This is a genomic window from Nonomuraea sp. NPDC050547 (assembly GCF_044457345.1).
In the GTDB taxonomy this organism is placed as follows: domain Bacteria; phylum Actinomycetota; class Actinomycetes; order Streptosporangiales; family Streptosporangiaceae; genus Nonomuraea.
The window spans coordinates 245,822-261,848 of record NZ_JBITGW010000010.1; the positions used below are offsets into that span (position 1 = coordinate 245,822).

Annotated in this window: 15 protein-coding genes; 8 read left to right on the top strand and 7 right to left on the bottom strand. The window is 73.8% G+C overall.

All coding sequences use genetic code 11. From position 1 onward, the window contains the following. Nucleotides 1-2 precede the first annotated feature (2 nt). The gene (locus ACIBHY_RS25850; protein WP_397251056.1) at nt 3-968 is read right to left on the bottom strand and encodes an ABC transporter substrate-binding protein; all 966 of its coding nucleotides are present in this window, start codon (nt 966-968) and stop codon (nt 3-5) included. 142 nt (nt 969-1,110) lie between these two features. Here ACIBHY_RS25850 and ACIBHY_RS25855 point away from each other — a divergent pair, with 142 nt between their 5' ends. Both ACIBHY_RS25855 and ACIBHY_RS25860 read left to right on the top strand, forming a co-directional pair. Beyond that, the gene (locus tag ACIBHY_RS25855; RefSeq protein ID WP_397251054.1) at nt 1,111-2,751 is read left to right on the top strand and encodes an ABC transporter ATP-binding protein; all 1,641 of its coding nucleotides are present in this window, start codon (nt 1,111-1,113) and stop codon (nt 2,749-2,751) included. Next, on the top strand, nt 2,748-4,457 hold the full coding sequence (locus tag ACIBHY_RS25860; protein ID WP_397251052.1) for an ABC transporter ATP-binding protein: 1,710 nt from the start codon (nt 2,748-2,750) through the stop codon (nt 4,455-4,457). The genes ACIBHY_RS25855 and ACIBHY_RS25860 overlap by 4 nt, the downstream gene beginning before the upstream one ends. Nucleotides 4,458-4,474: 17 nt before the next feature. Here the strand turns inward: ACIBHY_RS25860 and lgt are convergent, their stop codons facing one another. Further along, nucleotides 4,475-5,275: a prolipoprotein diacylglyceryl transferase gene (lgt, locus tag ACIBHY_RS25865; protein WP_397307923.1), complete on the bottom strand. Its 801-nt coding sequence runs from the start codon at nt 5,273-5,275 to the stop codon at nt 4,475-4,477. 112 nt (nt 5,276-5,387) lie between these two features. On the opposite strand from lgt, the gene ACIBHY_RS25870 reads away from it, so the two are divergent. Beyond that, nucleotides 5,388-6,527: a sensor histidine kinase gene (locus ACIBHY_RS25870; protein WP_397307924.1), complete on the top strand. Its 1,140-nt coding sequence runs from the start codon at nt 5,388-5,390 to the stop codon at nt 6,525-6,527. Continuing rightward, the gene (locus ACIBHY_RS25875; protein ID WP_397307925.1) at nt 6,524-7,165 is read left to right on the top strand and encodes a response regulator; all 642 of its coding nucleotides are present in this window, start codon (nt 6,524-6,526) and stop codon (nt 7,163-7,165) included. The genes ACIBHY_RS25870 and ACIBHY_RS25875 overlap by 4 nt, the downstream gene beginning before the upstream one ends. Here ACIBHY_RS25875 and ACIBHY_RS25880 read toward each other — a convergent pair. After that, nucleotides 7,146-10,250 (bottom strand): AfsR/SARP family transcriptional regulator, encoded by a 3,105-nt coding sequence (locus ACIBHY_RS25880; RefSeq protein ID WP_397307926.1) that lies wholly within the window; start codon nt 10,248-10,250, stop codon nt 7,146-7,148. The genes ACIBHY_RS25875 and ACIBHY_RS25880 overlap by 20 nt on opposite strands. Before the next feature lie 292 nt (nt 10,251-10,542). On the opposite strand from ACIBHY_RS25880, the gene ACIBHY_RS25885 reads away from it, so the two are divergent. Further along, nucleotides 10,543-10,893, top strand: a complete 351-nt coding sequence (locus ACIBHY_RS25885) for a hypothetical protein (protein ID WP_397307927.1) — start codon at nt 10,543-10,545, stop codon at nt 10,891-10,893. Here ACIBHY_RS25885 and ACIBHY_RS25890 read toward each other — a convergent pair. Continuing rightward, entirely contained in the window at nt 10,885-11,184 is a 300-nt protein-coding gene (locus ACIBHY_RS25890; protein ID WP_397307928.1) for a hypothetical protein, read from the bottom strand. The genes ACIBHY_RS25885 and ACIBHY_RS25890 overlap by 9 nt on opposite strands. Before the next feature lie 171 nt (nt 11,185-11,355). On the opposite strand from ACIBHY_RS25890, the gene ACIBHY_RS25895 reads away from it, so the two are divergent. Together ACIBHY_RS25895 and ACIBHY_RS25900 are read left to right on the top strand one after the other, a co-directional pair. Then, nucleotides 11,356-12,024 carry a HEAT repeat domain-containing protein gene (locus tag ACIBHY_RS25895; protein WP_397307929.1) on the top strand — a complete coding sequence of 223 codons (669 nt, stop codon included), beginning with the start codon at nt 11,356-11,358 and terminating at the stop codon, nt 12,022-12,024. A gap of 6 nt (nt 12,025-12,030) precedes the next feature. Continuing rightward, nucleotides 12,031-13,035 carry a HEAT repeat domain-containing protein gene (locus ACIBHY_RS25900; RefSeq protein WP_397307930.1) on the top strand — a complete coding sequence of 335 codons (1,005 nt, stop codon included), beginning with the start codon at nt 12,031-12,033 and terminating at the stop codon, nt 13,033-13,035. Between the two features lie 303 nt (nt 13,036-13,338). Here ACIBHY_RS25900 and ACIBHY_RS25905 read toward each other — a convergent pair whose 3' ends face one another. Genes ACIBHY_RS25905 through ACIBHY_RS25915 form a run of 3 tightly spaced genes read right to left on the bottom strand, consistent with a single transcriptional unit; the run spans nt 13,339 to nt 14,733 of the window. After that, the gene (locus tag ACIBHY_RS25905) at nt 13,339-13,989 is read right to left on the bottom strand and encodes a DUF998 domain-containing protein (RefSeq protein ID WP_397307931.1); all 651 of its coding nucleotides are present in this window, start codon (nt 13,987-13,989) and stop codon (nt 13,339-13,341) included. Next, nucleotides 13,986-14,537: a Clp protease N-terminal domain-containing protein gene (locus ACIBHY_RS25910; RefSeq protein ID WP_397251032.1), complete on the bottom strand. Its 552-nt coding sequence runs from the start codon at nt 14,535-14,537 to the stop codon at nt 13,986-13,988. The genes ACIBHY_RS25905 and ACIBHY_RS25910 overlap by 4 nt, the downstream gene beginning before the upstream one ends. 10 nt (nt 14,538-14,547) lie before the next feature. Then, complete coding sequence (locus ACIBHY_RS25915) at nt 14,548-14,733, bottom strand: hypothetical protein (protein WP_221340737.1); 186 nt, start codon at nt 14,731-14,733, stop codon at nt 14,548-14,550. A 153-nt stretch (nt 14,734-14,886) separates the two neighbouring features. On the opposite strand from ACIBHY_RS25915, the gene ACIBHY_RS25920 reads away from it, so the two are divergent. Further along, nucleotides 14,887-16,002, top strand: coding sequence for an alpha-lytic protease prodomain-containing protein (locus ACIBHY_RS25920; protein ID WP_397251030.1), 1,116 nt, complete (start codon nt 14,887-14,889; stop codon nt 16,000-16,002). Nucleotides 16,003-16,027 lie beyond the last annotated feature (25 nt).

Consider the following 16,027-nt stretch of genomic DNA (forward strand, 5'->3'; position numbering starts at 1 on the left):
CCTCACCCGGCCAGGTTCGGGTTGGCGGTGAGGTCCTTGCGCACCTGCTCCACGAAGGCCTGCTGGCCGCTCGGCGAGCCGTACGCGATCTCCATGTTGTAGGTGTAGATGCGCTTGTTCTTCACGAACGGCAGCGCCCGCCAGGCCGGGCTCTGGCCCAGGGTGCCGAGCATGGTGGCGAGCTCCTTCTTGCCCTCCTCGCCCACGCCGACCGAGACCCAGACGACGTCGACGTCGGCGAGCTTGCCCATCTGCTCGGGGCTGATGGTGAGCTTGTCGTCGTCGCTGAGCGGGGTGCGCTTCAGGCCGAGGTCGTCGAAGGCCTTGCAGGCCACGCCGGCGTAGCAGGCGATGTTGCCGTTGCCCTCCCAGTAGCCGAAGGTCGCCACGGTGAGGTCGGCGTTGCCGGCCTTGGCGATGTCGGCCTTGGCCTGGGCGACCTGCTTGTCGTAGGTGCCCTTCCAGGCGTCGTACCGGTCGGCGCGCCCGAGGTCCTGGGCGGTGCGCTTGAAGTGGACCTCCCAGTTCTTGCCGTCGAAGGCGTCGACGGTGTAGGTCGGCGCGATCTGGCCGAGCCGGGGGTGCACCTTGTCGTCGTAGCCGAGGCCGTTGAGGATGAAGTCCGGCTCGGCTTTGAGGGTCTGCTCGTAGTTGTACTCGGGGTAGTTGGGGAACGGCTTGACGCCCTTGAGCGGCTCCTGCGGGAAGTAGTCGGGGAAGGTGGTGAAGCCGCTGTCGCCGCGGATGGGCTGGCTCTTGGCGAGCGGGATACCGAGCGTGATCAGGATGTCGACGTCGGTGGTGTAGAAGCCGAGTGCGGCCTTCGGCCGCGCGGGCATGGCGACGGCGTGGCCCTTGGGGTCCTTGATCGTGGTGACCGCGGCGGCGGCGGTTTCGCCGGAGCCCGAGCCGCATCCGGTGGCGAGGAGGGCGAGGACGGCCAGGGGGACGAGACGCTTGTACGGCATGGGGTCTCCGGTGGTGAGACGATATCGCCCCGGGAACTTAGCATAGGCTTACCTAACCTATACCGGGCACCCCGCCCTCGATCAAGGTCCCGTGTTCAGGTTAGCCTTGCCTAATCTTTGTCGAGTCTTGCAGGAGTGCCAGGTGCGGTCAGGTCGGGACGTCCTCTCGGGGGCGATCAGAGGTCAGCGGAGCAGGCTGATCGCGGGTTCGTTGCTCGGAGCGGGGCATCAGGCGGGCGAAGCCCTGGTGCCGGTGCTCGTCGGACTGGCCATCGACCAGGCCGTGGCGGGGGCGAGCTGGAGCCGCCTGCTGGTGTGGCTGGCCGTCCTGGCCGTGGTCTACGTCGGGTTGTCGTTCAGCTACCGCTTCGGCGCCCGCGCCGGCGAGCGGGCCGCCACCGAGGCGGCACACGACCTGCGCTCGGCCATCGTCGCCCGCGTGCTGCACCCCGGCGGAGGCGCCGACCGCGACCGGCTGCCGGGCGAGCTGACCGGGATCGCCACCGAGGACGCGCGCCGGGTCGGCATGGTGCTGCTGGCGGTCCTCACCGGCGTCGCCGGATTCACCGGCCTGGCCGTGGCCAGCGTGGTGCTGCTCACCACGTCCGTGCAACTCGGGCTGATCGTCTTGGTGGGCACGCCGGCGCTGCTGTGGCTGGGCCACCTGCTCAGCAAGCCGCTGGAGCGCCGCAGCGCGGTCGAGCAGGAGAGCGCCGCCCACGCCTCGGGCGTGGCCGCCGACCTGGTGAGCGGGCTGAGGGTGCTGAAGGGCCTGGGCGCCGAGCGGGCCGCGGTCGAGCGCTACCGGCACACCAGCCGGACCTCGCTGGCCGCCACCCTGCGCGCCGCCCGCGCCGAAGCGCTGCAGAACGGCGTCGTGATCGCGCTCACCGGCGCGTTCATCGCGCTGCTCGCCCTGGCCGGCGGCACGCTCGCCGCCAACGGCACGATCACCCTGGGCCAGCTCGTCTCCGCGGTCGGGCTCGCGCTGTTCCTGCAGGGCCCGTTGTACATGCTCGCGTGGGTCAACGCCGAGCTCGCCCAGGGCCGAGCCTCCGCCACCCGCGTGGCGGCGCTGCTGTCGGCCCCGCCCGCGGTCGCGGGCGCGGGCGCCGAGCTGCCCGCGCAGATCAAGGGCGCGCTACGGCTGCGCGGCGTCACCCACGGCGGCCTGCGCGAGCTGGACCTGGACATCGTCGCCGGCGAACTGGTCGGCGTGGCCGCCACCGACCCGGCCGCCGCCACCGCCCTGCTGCACTGCCTCGGCCGCCACGGCGACCCCGAATCGGGCACGATCGAGCTCGACGGCGTACCCCTGCGCGAGGTCGACCCCGCCCTGCTGCGCCAGGCGGTGCTGGTCGCCGAGCACGACGCCGTCCTGTTCGAGGGAACCGTCGCCGACAACGGCGGCACCCCGGAGGCCCTGGCCGCCGCCGGCGCGGCCGACGTGCCGCCCGACACCCCGGTCGGCGAACGCGGCGGCTCCCTGTCCGGCGGCCAGCGCCAGCGCGTCGCCCTGGCCAGGGCGCTGGACGCCCGCCGCCCCGTCCTCGTCCTGCACGACCCCACCAGCGCCGTCGACGCCGTCACCGAGGCGCACATCGCCGAATCCGTCAGGCGGCTGCGCCACGGGCAGACCACCGTCGTGGTGACCACCAGCCCCGCCCTGCTGTCGGCCGCCGACCGCGTCCTGCTGCTGGACGGCGGCCGCGTCGCCGACGACGCCTCCCACGCCGACCTGCTCCAGCGCAACGCCGACTACCGCAAGGCGGTGCTGGCGTGAAAGACCTGCTGCCCACCGCCACCCCGGCCCGCGCCCGCGCCGCCGTCCGGGAGATCATCCGTCCGCACCGCGCCGTCGCCGCGGCGGGCTTCGGCCTGCTCATCGTCGCCACCTCCGTCGGCCTGCTCGTCCAGCCCCTTCTCGGGTACGTCGTGGACCTCGTGGCCGGGCGCCAGCCCGCCACCCTGCTCACCACCCCGGTGGCCCTGCTGGTGCTGGTCGGCGTGGTCCAGGGCCTGCTGACCTCCTGGGGACTCGTCCTGGTGGCCAGGTTCGGCGAGACCGCGCTGGCCGAACTGCGCGAACGCTTCGTCGAACGCGCCCTGGCCCTGCCGCTGGAACGGGTCGAACGGGCCGGCTCCGGCGACCTCACCTCCCGCGTGACCGGCGACGTCGCCCGCGTCGCCGAGGCCGTGCGCTCCGCGCTGCCCGCATTGGCCCGCTCGCTGCTGTCGATCGTCCTCACCCTGGTGGCGATGGCGCTGCTGGACTGGCGGTTCATGGTCGCCGCCCTGCTGGCCATCCCGGTCCAGCTGCACACCGGGCGCTGGTACGTGCGCAACGCCGTACCCCTGTACGCCGCGCAGCGCGTCGCGACCGGCGAGCAGCAGCAGCAGCTCCTCGACACGCTCGCCGGCGCCTCCACGGTGCGCTCCCTGCGCGCCGAGGCCGACCACCTGGCGCGCGTCGACGGCCGCTCGCGCGCCGCGGTGGAGCTGACGATGCGCGGCGTGCACCTGATGCTGCGCTTCTACAGCCGCCTGCACATCGGCGAGTACATCGGGCTGGCCGCGGTGCTGGCCGCGGGCGTGCTGCTGGTGGGCGAGGGCGCGGTCACCGTCGGTACGGCCACCGCCGCCGCCCTGTACTTCCTCAACCTGTTCGGGCCGATCAACACCGCGCTGGCCCTGCTGGACGACGCGCAGGCGGCGACCGCGAGCCTCGCCCGGCTGATCGGCGTCGCCGACGTCGCCGCCGAGGCCCCGAGGCAGACCCACGGCGAGGGCGTCAGCGTGCGCGGCCTGGGCCACGCCTACGAGCCGGGCCGCCCGGTGCTGCATGGCGTCGACCTGGACATCGAGCCGGGCAAGCGGGTCGCGCTGGTCGGGCCGAGCGGCGCGGGCAAGACCACGCTGGCCAAGATCGTCGCCGGGGTGCACGAGCCGACCACCGGCACGGTGCGCGCCCCGGCCGGGATCGCGATGGTCACCCAGGAGGTCCACGTCTTCGCCGGGCCCCTCGCCGACGACCTGCGCCTGGCCAGCCCGCAGGCCACCGACGACGACCTGCGCGCCGCGCTGGCCACGGTCGAGGCGCTGGAGTGGGCGGAGGCGCTGCCCGACGGCCTGGCCACCGTCGTCGGCCAGGGCGGGCACCGGCTCACCGGGGCCCAGCGCCAGCAGCTCGCCCTGGCCCGCCTGGTCCTGACCGACCCCGCCCTGGCCGTGCTCGACGAGGCCACCGCGGAGGCCGGCAGCACCGGCGCGCGTACCCTGGAGCGGGCCGTCGAGCAGGCCATCGACGGCAGGACCGCGCTCATCGTGGCGCACCGCCTCACCCAGGCCGCCGGCGCCGACCGCGTCGTCGTCATGGACGGCGGGCGGGTCGTGGAGGACGGCTCCCACGACGACCTCAGGCAGGCGGGCGGCCGCTACGCCGGCCACTGGGCCGCCTGGACCCGCCACCACGCCCACGAGGGCGACTGACACGCCCGCGGCGGTCATCAGTGATGCCGAGATGTGGGCTTCCTGGTGACCGCCAGGTAGACGACCGCGGCCGCGAAGATCAGCAGGGCCGTCCAGTCGTTGAGCCGCAGCCCGGCGAGGTGGTAGCTGGGATCGATGCGCAACCACTCGATCCAGGCGCGGCCGGCGGCGTAGGCCGCGGCGTAGAGGGCGAACGTCCGGCCGCGGTCCAGGCGGAAACGCCGCTCGGCCCAGATGACGAAGCCGGCCACGCCCAGGTTCCACAGCGACTCGTAGAGGAACGCCGGATGGTAGGTGGCCGTGGACTCCAGGCCGGGCGGCCGGTGGGCGAGGTCGATCTCCAGCGCCCAGGGCAGGGTGGTCGGCCCGCCGTACAGCTCCTGGTTGAACCAATTGCCCCAGCGGGCGATCGCCTGCCCGATCGCGATCCCGGGAGCGACGGCGTCGGCGAAGTCACGCAGCGGGATGCCGCGCCGGCGGCAGGCCAGCCACACACCCAGCGCGCCACCGGCGAGCGCGCCGAAGATGCTGATGCCGCCCTCCCAGATCGCGAAGACCCGCAGCGGATCCCGGCCGGGACCGAAATACGGCTGCCAGTCGGTGGCCACGTGGTAGATCCGGGCGCCGACCAGGCCGAACGGCACCGCCCACGTGGCGATGTCGCCCACCGCGCCGGGATCGCCGCCGCGGGCGGCCCAGCGGCGCCGGGTCACCCACGCGCCGGCGAGGATGGCGAGGACCATCAGGAGGGCGTAGGCGCGGATCGGGATCGGGCCCAGATGCCAGACGGCCTGGGACGGGCTGGGGATGGCTGTCACGCCGTCGAGTCTGGTTCCGCCACGGCCGCGCCCGCATCGAGCGGTACGCCGATTGTGCGATCAGTCAACTGGTTGATGCGCATCAGGCCGACGACTGAATATCGTCGGCGGTGTGGAGTCCTGGGAGCGGTCGCGGCGCCGGTGGCAGCACGCCTTTTTCGCCTCGTGGCTGGTGCTGACCTCCGCGGGACCCGTGATCGAGGGAGGACAGGTCCTCCCGGTGGTGCTGGTGGCCGCGCTGGCCGCCTGGTACGCGGTGTGGTTCGTGCTGCGCACGCCGCACGCGGGTGACGTGCCGCTGCCGTACGTGCTGGGCGGCGGGCTGATCTGGCTGGGGCTGTTCGCCGTCGACTCCTCCTTCCTGGTGGTCGGGCTGAGCGTGCTCGCGCCGTACTGCATGGACGCCGTGCGGGTCGGGCTGGTCGCGGTGGTGTCGTGCGCCGGGGGCTGGCTGTGGCACCGCTATCACGCGACCGGGTCGATCACCTGGACCGAGATCGTCATCAGCGCGCTGGTCGCGATCAGCACGGGCGCCGCGGTCGGATACTTCCATTCCGTCGCCCAGCAGAGCGCCGAACGCAAGCGGCTCATCGACGAGCTGCAGGCGGCGCAGGAGGCGCGGGCGGCGGCGGAACGGCAGGCCGGCGTGGCGGCCGAACGCCAGCGGCTGGCCAGAGACATCCACGACAGCCTCACCCAGGGGTTCGCCAGCGTGGTGATGTTGCTGGAGGCGGCGCAGGCGACCCTCCCGGACAACAAGCACCTCAGCCAGGCGCTACGGGTGACCAGGGAGAACCTCGCCGAAAGCCGCCGCGTGGTGGGGGCGCTGCGGCCCGGCGACCTCGACGAGTGCGGCCTGCCTGAGGCTCTGCGGCGGCTGTCGGCCCGGCTGCGCGAGGAGACCGGCGTCCAGGCGCACACCGTGATCACCGGCGTGCTCCGGCCGCTGGAGGCCCACGTCCAGGCGGAACTGCTGCGCGTGGCCCAGGAGGCGGTCGCCAACGCCCGCCGCCACGCCGGCGCGGAACAGGTCACGCTGACCCTGTCGTACATGGAGGACCTGGTGGTGCTGGACGTCCACGACGACGGCGGCGGGTTCGATCCCGAGCGGGCCGCCTCGGGACACGGCCTGTCGATCATGCGGGAGCGGATGGAGCAGCTCGGCGGCACCCTGCTCGTGGAAAGCGCTCCCGGCGCGGGCGCCACGGTCGTGGCCGGCGTCCCGGTCGCGGTGCTGAGCGGGGCGCGATGACCGTCCGCGTCCTGATCGCCGACGACCACCCGGTGGTGCGCGACGGCATTCGTGCCATGCTCGGCACCCAGGCCGACCTGGAGGTCGTCGGCGAGGCCGTGTCGGGCACCGACGCGGTACGGCTGGCGCGCGACCTGTGCCCCGACGTCACCCTCATGGACCTGCAGATGCCCGAGATCGACGGCGCGACGGCGATCACCCGGATCCGCGAGCACGACCCAGGCGCCAAGGTGATCGTCCTGACCACCTACGACACCGACAGCGACATCTCGCGCGCCATCGACGCCGGAGCCATCGGCTACTTGCTCAAGGACACCCGCCGCGAGCAGCTGTTCGACGCGATCCGGGCGGCGGCGCGCGGAGAGAGAGCGCTGTCGCCGGCGATCGCCACCCGGGTGCTGTCGTGGGCGCGGGCCGACGCGCCCGGCGCCCTCAGCAGCCGCGAGATCGAGGTCCTGGACGCCGTCGCCCAGGGGATGAGCAACAAGGCCATCGCCGCCCACCTGTGCATCAGCGAGGCCACGGTCAAGACCCACCTCCTGCACATCTTCGCCAAGCTCGGCGTCGACGACCGCACCGCCGCGGTGACCGTCGCCGCCTCACGCGGGATCATCCGCCTCAGCGGCCAGACCTCATGACGGTGTCGATCGCCTCGTCCCGCCGCAGGCCGGCGCCCCGCTCGTAGGCCCTGGCATAGCCGGTACGGCCGAGCCGTTCCATCAGGCCGGCCGCGAACGCGCCCAGTTCCCGATCACCGCGGTCGAAGGTGCCGCGGATGACCTCGCTCATCCCGAGCGCGGTGGCCGCGCCCGCCGGATCGCCCTCCAGCGACAACAGCCGGGCCAGGAACTCGGCGGCCGGCGCGAGGTCCAGGTTCGCCTGGGCCGCCCGGAGCGCCGAGGGCAGCAGGGCGCGCGCCCGCGCGGCGTCACCCGCGGTGAGCAGGTTCGCCATTCGGGCGGGCAGCAGCAGGCTCTGGCTCGCCGCTTCGGGCAGGGACCACTCGCGGGCCACCCGCTCCAGCCGGTCGAGTTCCCGGTCGGCCCGGCCGGGCTCGCCCTGGCGGCGACACAGCTCCGCCGAACAGGCGTGAACCTGGATCTCCAGCATCGGCCGCCCACGGTCCCCGGCCGCCTGCCACGCCGACGCGAGGTCCTCGCCCGCGCCCTTCAGATCGCCGGCGCGCATCCGCTGCGTGGCCAGCCCGAGCCGCGAGGAGATCTCCTCCTGCCACGCGAGGCCGCCGCTGATCGCGATGCCGCGCTCGAAGTCGGCCACCGCGTCGTCGTCGCGGCCCTCGATCCCGTGGATCTGGGCCGTGCCGTTCAGCATCATCGCGGTCCACCACCGGTCGCCCGCCCGCTCGAACGCGCGCAACGCCCGCGCCGCGGCGCTCGCGCCACCCGCCCAGTCCCCGCGGGTACGGCCGCGCAGCGCCTCGACCAGGTGGGTGTGCGCGACGGCCCAGTCGTCGGACCCCTCCCTGACCCGGGCCGTCTCCCGGTCGACCAGGTCGTCGAGACCGGCCATGAAGGCCGCCGTCAGCGTCATGGTCAGCAGCATCGGATAGCGGCGCAGCGCGCCCGTCCGGGCGCAGTCCTCGACCGCGGCCCGCACCTGCCCGGCGTCCGCCTCACCGGCCAGCAGGTGGATCGTGGCGAACGCGGCCCTGGCCGCCGGCGGCAGCGCGTCGCCGAACTCCAGCACCCTGGCCACGTAGACGTCGGCCCGGCCGTCATAGCGCAGCATGTCCCAGTACCAGTACAGCGGGCCGAGGATCCGGGCCGCCGCCTCGGCGTCGCCGTCCTCGACGGCCGCCTGGAGGGCGTAGACGAGGTTGTCGTGCTCGAACTCGAACAACCGCAGCGACTCCGCCTGTCCGGGCGCGCGCATCAGCGGCTCGTGCCGCTCGGCCAGGCCGGCGTAGTGGCGCGTGAGCCTTCGCCGTACGGCTTCGCGCTCCTCGGCGGAGCGCAGTTCCCCGGCGGCGTAGGTCCGGATGGTCTCCAGCATCCGGTAGCCGTCACCGGCCCGCTCCACGATCGACTTGTCGACCAGCGAATCCAGCAGATACGCCGCGTCTCCACCGCACACCGCCTCGATCTGCCCGAGACCGGCCTTGGCAGGAAATATCGACATCCGGCGGGCGAGGGTCCGCTCCTCGTCGGTGAGCAGGTCCCAGCTCCAGTCGATGACAGCGCGCAGCGTGCGCTGCCGCGGCTGGGCCGTCCTGTTGCCGGTGCCGAGCAGCCGGAAACGATCGTCCAGGCGCCGGGCGAGCTCACCGGCGTCCATCGTGCGCAGCCGCGCCGCGGCCAGTTCCAGGGCGAGCGGCAGGCCGTCGAGCCGGCGCACGATGTCCACCACCGGGCCCGCCGTCGGCTCCTCCAGCGCGAAGCCGGGCCGTACCGCGGCCGCCCGATCGAGGAACAGCCGGACCGCGCTCGCCCGCGCGGCGCGGACCGGATCGGCGTGGGCCGGGGGCAGGGTGAGCGGGGCCAGCCGGCACAGCGCCTCACCCACGACCTCCAGCGGCTCCCGGCTCGTGGCCAGGATGGTCAGGTTCGGCAGGCGTTCGAGCAGGTGCCCGGCGAAGCCGGCCACCGCTTCCGAGACCTGTTCGCAGTTGTCCAGCACCAGCACGCCCTCGCCACCGGCGAGCAGGGCGACCGATCGATCGAGCGGCGTGCCCGGCGGCAGCGCCTCGGCCGCGGTGACCGTGCCCAGCACCGCCTCGGGCAGACCGGCCGGCGTGTCCACCCCGGCCAGGGGGACGAGCCAGACGCGGCCGCGCCGATGGGCCCGGTGCCGGCTCACCGCCTCCACCGCCAGCCGGGTCTTGCCCACTCCTCCGGGACCGACGACCGTGACCAGCCGCGAGCCGTCCAGCAGCCCGCCGAGCAGTTTCAGCTCCTCGTCCCGGCCGACGAAGCCGGTCAGCGGGGCCGGCAGCCGGCCCGGCGTCGCACGCGAGCGCCGCGACGGCCCGCTCTCGCCACGCAACACCGCCAGATGCGCCGCGCGCAGCTCCTCGGAGGGGTCGATGCCCAGGTCCTCCGCGAGCGTGCGGCGCACCTCCTCATACAGCGCCAGCGCCTCGACCTGACGGCCCGCCGCGTGCAAAGCCCGCATCCGCAGGACGGCCAGCCGCTCGCGCAGCGGATACGCCGCGGCCGCCGCCTCCATCTCGGCCAGGATCTCGCCGTGGTTACCCAGCAGCAGCTCCGCCTCGAACCGGTCCTCGGTGGCCGCGGCGCGCAGTTCCTCCAGGCGGGCGGCCGCCGTCCCGGCGAAAGGGAGGTCGAGCACGTCGGCCAGCGCGTCGCCCCGCCACAGCGCCAGCGCCGCACCCAGCAGCGCGGCGGCCCTGCCTCCGGCGCCGGCGGCCAGCTCGCCACGCCCCTGCCTGGCCAGTTCCTCGAACCGGCCGGCGTCGACGTCCTCGGCGCGTACGCGCAGACGGTAGCCACCGGAGGCCAGCTCGACGATCTCGCCGTCGCCCAGCGCCCGCCGCAGCCGGTACACCAGCGCGTGCAGCGCCCTGACGCTCTCGCGGGGCGGGAGATCGCCCCACAGCCCGTCGATGAGCGAATCGACCGGCACCACCTCGCCGCCGGCCAGGGTCAGCCTGGCCAGCAGCGCACGCACCCTGGTCCCGCCGACGTCGATCGGCGCCCCGCCGTCGCCGTAGGCCCGGACCGGCCCCAGCACCTCAATCCGCATGGCCACCAGCCTAGGAGGACCCTCGCGTACACCGGCCGCGCCGCCCGCCGTGGCCCCGTGAGAGCCTCGGCCTGTTCAAGATCGCCGACGTGGAGCCCGGGTGCACGATGGAAAGCCAGGAACAGTTGGTGAGCATTTGGTGGCTCCGGGTGACACCTACCGTCGTCTTGCGCGGCTGCCGGGCCCGGCGCACACTCGGGTCGTCGGCGCGTCGTTGCCCGGGGGTGATCCTGTGCACGAGGAGTTCAGCAGCCAAGAGGTCTGGTCCTTCGGCTGTCACCGGTGTCAGCACATGTGGGAACAGCGCTACAGCGTCCGGACGGTCTCCGACGATCACCACGGCGGGGAGATCCGCGTGTGGAAGCGCGGCTCGGTGACCGTCCAGCCGCCCTGGGTGAGCGTGAGCTGCCCCGGGTGCGGCGCCTATCAGGTGACCTGCCTGCCGTACGGGTTCCTGTCGCGCCATCCCGAGCTCACCGCGGCCCCCGAACCACGGCCGCTGCGCCGCACGCCGCCCGCCGCTCCGAAGGCGGCGCCGGTCGTGTGGCCGACGCGGCTGCTGGCGGCGCTCGGCCTGCCCGTGCTGGCGTTCGTGGGCTACGAACTCTGGCACAACCTGGCCGGGCTCAGCCCCTCACACTGACCTGCCCCCGCCGGCTCGCCGGCGTCCGGTCCGCTCCTCCACCGCTCCGAGCATCCGCGGGCGGAGGCCCGCCTGCGTCCACAACGTCGCGTCCGTGCCCATCGCCCGTACGGCGGGCAGGCCGCCGGCCAGCAACGCCGCCCGCCACCCGGCCAGCCGGGCGTCCTCCGGCGAGATCTCGGCGGCGGGGTCGAGGCCGCGCGCGCAGGCGGCGAGGAAGTCGCGGACGGTCATCGGCCGGCCGTCCACGCTGAGCGCCGCCGGATCCGTGATCGTGTGCTGCGAAGTCACCCCCGCAGCGTGTCGGCCGCCGCGGCCGTGACGCTGAAACGGCGCTGAAACCCGCAGCTCACCCGCGATCTTCCTCGACGGCCGGGGCTTGGTGGCGGCCCGGCGGGGAACACCCTGCTTGACCTTGACACAGTGACAAGGTCTTCACTGGTTGCCGAGGAGGTGGTCCCGATGACCACGCAGAACCAGGACACGGATGCGACGCGCGCCTTCCAGGCTCTGGACGACGACAGCTCGTCCGTGCGGCTGCGGGCGGCGATGGCGGTCGGTACGGCCCCCGACCCGCGGTTCGTCGGCAGGCTCATCGAAAGGAGCGCGGTCGAGCCCGAGTTCTACGTGCGCGACATGCTGACGTGGGCGCTCACCCGCCACCCGGCGTCCATGACGGTCCCGGAGCTGCTCGGCGAACTCCGCTCGGAGCGTACGCAGGCACGCAGCCAGGCGCTGCACACCCTGTCCAAGATCGGGGACCGGCGGGCGTGGCCGGCGATCACCCTGGCGCTGCTGGCCGACGCCGACGACGAGGTGGCGCGCAGCGCGTGGCGGGCCGCCGTCGTGCTCGTGCCGGCGGGCGAGGAGCCCGAGCTGGCCGCGGTGCTGGCGACCCAGCTCGGACGCGGCGAACGGGAGACGCAGCTCAGCCTCAGCCGGGCGCTCGTCGCGCTCGGCGAGGCGATGGTGTCCACGGTGCGCGCCGCGACGACCGACCCCGACCCGCGCGTACGCGCCCACGCGCTCGCCACGGAGCGGCTGCTGCGCGACCCGGACGCCGGGTTCGCGTTCGCGATCGAGGAGGCCAAGCGGGTCGTGGCCCTCGGCGGCGCCGGCGGGGAGGAGTGACGGGCCGTGCTGATCGGTGACGTGGCGCGGCGGTCCGGGGTCAGCGCCCGCATGCTCAGGCACTACGACGCGCTCGGCCTGGTGCGGCCGACCGGCCGTAGCGACGCGGGCTATCGGGAGTACTCCAGCCGGGACATCCAGCGGATCTTCCACATCGAGAGCCTGCGCTCCCTGGGGTTGTCGCTGCGTGAGGTCAGGCGGGCGCTCGAAGACCCCGCCTTCACGCCCGCCGAACTCGTCGCCGGCCTCATCCGCCAGACGCGCGAACGCATCGCGGCCGAGACGGAACTGCTCACGCGCCTGCGCCGGATCGACGCCGTGGAACCCACCGGCTGGGAGGACGTCTTCCAGATCGTCGCGCTCCTGCAGGCGCTGGGCTCGAAGAGCGCCGGCAAGCGCCAGAGCGCGGCCCTGTCCTCGGTCGAAGAGGCCGCGCTGCCGGTGGAAGCCCTGGTCGAGGCGGCGCTGAACGAGGCGGACCCGAACGTCGCCGGAGCCCTTCGCTGGGCGCTGGCGCAGTCGGGCGAGGACGGGCTGGCCCTGCTGGCGGAGGGCCTCGGCTCACCGGCGGCCGAGGTGCGCGAACGCGCCGTCCAGTCGATCGCCGAGCTGACGAACGACGGGTCGACCACGCTGCTGCGGCAGGCCCTCACCAACCCCGACCTCGTGGTACGCAGGCACGCGGCCCTGGCGCTCGGAGCACGCGGAGTGGCCGAGGCCGTCCCGACGCTCATCGACATGGTCGTCGAGGTGACCAACGACGTCGGCGCCGCCGACGCCCTGAGCGCGCTGGCGAGCCGTCCCGCGCCGGCGAAACGGATCGCCGCCAGGCTCGTGGACCGCCTCGCCCGCGAAGGCGTCGAACCGCCGGCACGTCTGCGGCTGACACAGGCGCTGGCCGACATCCCGGGAACCACCGCGTCCCAAGCTCTGGCGGACCTGTCCCAGGACGAGGACCGTGCCGTCGCGCTGACCGCGACCTACATTCTCGGGATCCGCGACACGCGATGACCGACCTGAGGCGCCAGAGGTGGCAGCACGCCCGTCGGGGCACTGCGCGCGGCGTTCCCGGCCGGATCCGGCGGCGCCCGGTGAGCGTCAGCCCCGCCACGACAGAAGCGGCGCCGGCCTGACCCCACCCGCGCCCCCCGACACATGGGCGGGGGCTCCGCGTTGACGCGCAACCGCTTCGGTCGAGGTTCTCGTGGCGGGCCTGATCGCTCAGGCTCGGCATGATCGGCTCACGGCCGGGCGGGCTGGAGAGTGACGCGGAGGCCGCGCAGGGCGAAGTCGGGGCGTCGGCGGGGGCCGCTGTCACCGGGCGCGAGCGCCAGGCGGGGGAAGCGGTTGATCCCGGATACCCGCGGGCGCGCCTCGCCTCAGGGCCACGGCGAGCGCGGTGATCCAGGCCCACGCGGTGATGATCGCGGCTCGCTGGAACAGGCCCGCCACCTCGACCAGCGAGGGGTTCTGCTCGAAGCCCAGCCCGGCCAGGATCCAGAGGGCGGGGAACGCCACCGCCGTGACGAGCGAATAGACCGTCCACGCGGGCCCGAAGCGGCGGGCCAGAAGAAGACAGGCGGGCGGCAGCGCCAGGAGGGTGGGGATGGCGAACAGGTCGTGCAGCAGGCCGGAGGTGGTGTAGTCGGACAGCGGGGGAGTGCCGGGAGGGTAGCCGCCGACCGGGTCGGTGACGAAGACCCCGGCGCCAGCCAGGCTGAGCCCCCAGACGCCGATCAGCAGGCGCCCCCACAGGCCCCGCAGCGCGACGGCGAAGGCGACCACGAGCAGGCCGCACCCGATGAAGGTGGCGGACTGCACCCATCCGGCCGGTCCCAGCGCGAGCGAGCTGACCGGATGCCGGAGCGGGTCGTAGTCCGCCAGGAACGCGCCCCGGAGCAGGAACGAGGCGACGAACACCGGGCCGGCGACGACGCCGCAGCCCAGCAGCGCTCTGGTGTTCACGCCGTCCCGCCGGCGCCGCGCCGTACCCCGTCATAGGTCACCCCGTGCCCGGCCAGCACGGCCGCCAGCGGCGGGGACACCCCCAGCCGGAGCAGCGCGAGCAGCAGGTGCGGGGTGCCGATCTCGCGCGCGCCCAGCGCCCTGGCCTCGCGCAGGCTGATCTCCAGGACCTTCTTGGCCTGCGGGCTGTACGGCCCGCCGACGCGACCGGGTTTGCGCGACGGCGGCGAGTCCGGCTGGTCGAGCGAGCCGGGCCCGAAGGTCTCCTCGATGCGGCGGAAGACCTGTTCGACGTCGATGCCGACCGCGCCGAGGGCGTCGGCCTCGTCGTCGGTGAGCCCGGCGCGCAGCCGGGGGCCCCGGGCGGCCGCGGTCAGATCGTCGGCGGTGACGCCGTGGCCGCTCAGAATGTCGGCGCCCGCCCCGCCCGCCCTGGACAGGGCGAGCAGCAGGTGGTCGGGCTCGGCCTTGGCGGCGCCCGACTCGGCGGCCATGCTCGCCGCGGCCAGCACGCTCTGGCGCGCGTCGGGGGTGAACCTCTCGAACATCGTGCGGCTCCTAGTCCTGTGTCCGCTGGGCGAGCTTCTGGTGTACGGCCTGCCGGGTGACGCCCAGCGCGTCGGCGATCGCCTGCCAGGACCATCCGCGCTGCCTGGCGTTGCGCACGTGAAGCGCTTCCAGATGGTCGGCGAGCTTGCGCAGGGCCACCACGGCCTTCAGCCCCACCGCGGGATCGTCGTTCATGCTGTCAAGATATATTGACGCTCGCGACTCTGTCAATATATCTTGACAGTGCGATCCTTAACGGCGACTCAACGGACGCTCATGGCGGGATGAAGGGGCCTTTTTGGGGCTGCGAAGCCGCTAGCTTGACACCACCCCCAAAAAGGAGTGGATATGTCGAGTAAAACCGTGCTCGCCAGTGCCACCGTCGCGGCGCTCTGCTTAACGGGCCTGGCCACCGCCGCCCACGCGGAGCCGCCGTCCCCCGCCCCCGAGCAGGCGCCCCCGGCCATGGTCGACGCCATGGAGCGGGACCTCGGTCTCACCGAACAGCAGGTGCACACCCGCCTCGCCAACGAGCGGCGCGCCGCCGCCGCCGAGGCCAGGCTCTCCGCCCAGCTCGGCGCCAGCTACGCGGGCGCCTGGCTGAACGCCGACGCCTCCCGGCTGAACGTCGCCACCACCGACCAGGCCGCCGTCGCGTCGATCGAGGCCCAGGGCGCTCAGCCCGTCGTCGTCTCCCGCACCCTGGCCCAGCTCAACGCCGTCAAGGACCAGCTCGACCGCGCCGCCTCCGGACGGGCGAGCCTCTGGTACGTCGACGTCAGCACCAACACCGTCGTCGTCGCCGCCCCCACCCAGCGGGCCGCCGACGCGTTCGTCACCCGCGCCGGCGTCGACAGGAGCGCCGTCCAGATCACCACGTCGGCGGAAAGCCCCCGGCCGTTCATCAACATCGTCGGCGGCGCCGCCTACTACATCGGCTCCGGCACCCGGTGCTCGATCGGCTTCTCCGTCACCCGCGGCTCCACCCCCGGCTTCGTGACCGCCGGCCACTGCGGCCGTACCGGCGCGCGGACCACCCAGCCGACCGGCACCTTCCAGGGCTCGTCGTTCCCCGGCAACGACTACGCGTGGGTCGCCGCCCCGGGCAACACGGTCCGTCCGTGGGTGCGCGGGTCCGGCGGCCAGAACGTGATCGTCCGCGGCTCGACCCAGGCCTCCGTCGGAGCCTCGATCTGCCGCTCCGGCTCCACCACCGGATGGCGTTGCGGAACCATCCAGCAGCACAACGCCTCCGTCCGCTACCCCGAAGGCACCATCACCGGCCTGACCCGCACCAGCGCGTGCGCCCAGCCCGGTGACTCCGGCGGCTCGTTCATCTCCGGCAGCCAGGCCCAGGGCGTCACCTCCGGCGGCTCGGGCAACTGCACCAGCGGAGGAACGACGTACCACCAGCCCGTCAACGAGATCCTGCAGACCTACGGCCTGACGCTCGTCACCGGATAGTCCACCTCCCGGCCCTGGGCAGGCT

What these genes read in the sequence shown, in the direction of transcription:
- ACIBHY_RS25915 (WP_221340737.1), bottom strand. Translation starts at nt 14,733, where the DNA reads ATGAACGACGATCCCGCGGTGGGGCTGAAGGCCGTGGTGGCCCTGCGC.
- ACIBHY_RS25895 (WP_397307929.1), top strand. Translation starts at nt 11,356, where the DNA reads ATGACCACGCAGAACCAGGACACGGATGCGACGCGCGCCTTCCAGGCT.
- ACIBHY_RS25880 (WP_397307926.1), bottom strand. Translation starts at nt 10,250, where the DNA reads ATGCGGATTGAGGTGCTGGGGCCGGTCCGGGCCTACGGCGACGGCGGG.
- ACIBHY_RS25885 (WP_397307927.1), top strand. Translation starts at nt 10,543, where the DNA reads ATGTGGGAACAGCGCTACAGCGTCCGGACGGTCTCCGACGATCACCAC.
- ACIBHY_RS25875 (WP_397307925.1), top strand. Translation starts at nt 6,524, where the DNA reads ATGACCGTCCGCGTCCTGATCGCCGACGACCACCCGGTGGTGCGCGAC.
- ACIBHY_RS25910 (WP_397251032.1), bottom strand. Translation starts at nt 14,537, where the DNA reads ATGTTCGAGAGGTTCACCCCCGACGCGCGCCAGAGCGTGCTGGCCGCG.
- ACIBHY_RS25920 (WP_397251030.1), top strand. Translation starts at nt 14,887, where the DNA reads ATGTCGAGTAAAACCGTGCTCGCCAGTGCCACCGTCGCGGCGCTCTGC.
- ACIBHY_RS25850 (WP_397251056.1), bottom strand. Translation starts at nt 968, where the DNA reads ATGCCGTACAAGCGTCTCGTCCCCCTGGCCGTCCTCGCCCTCCTCGCC.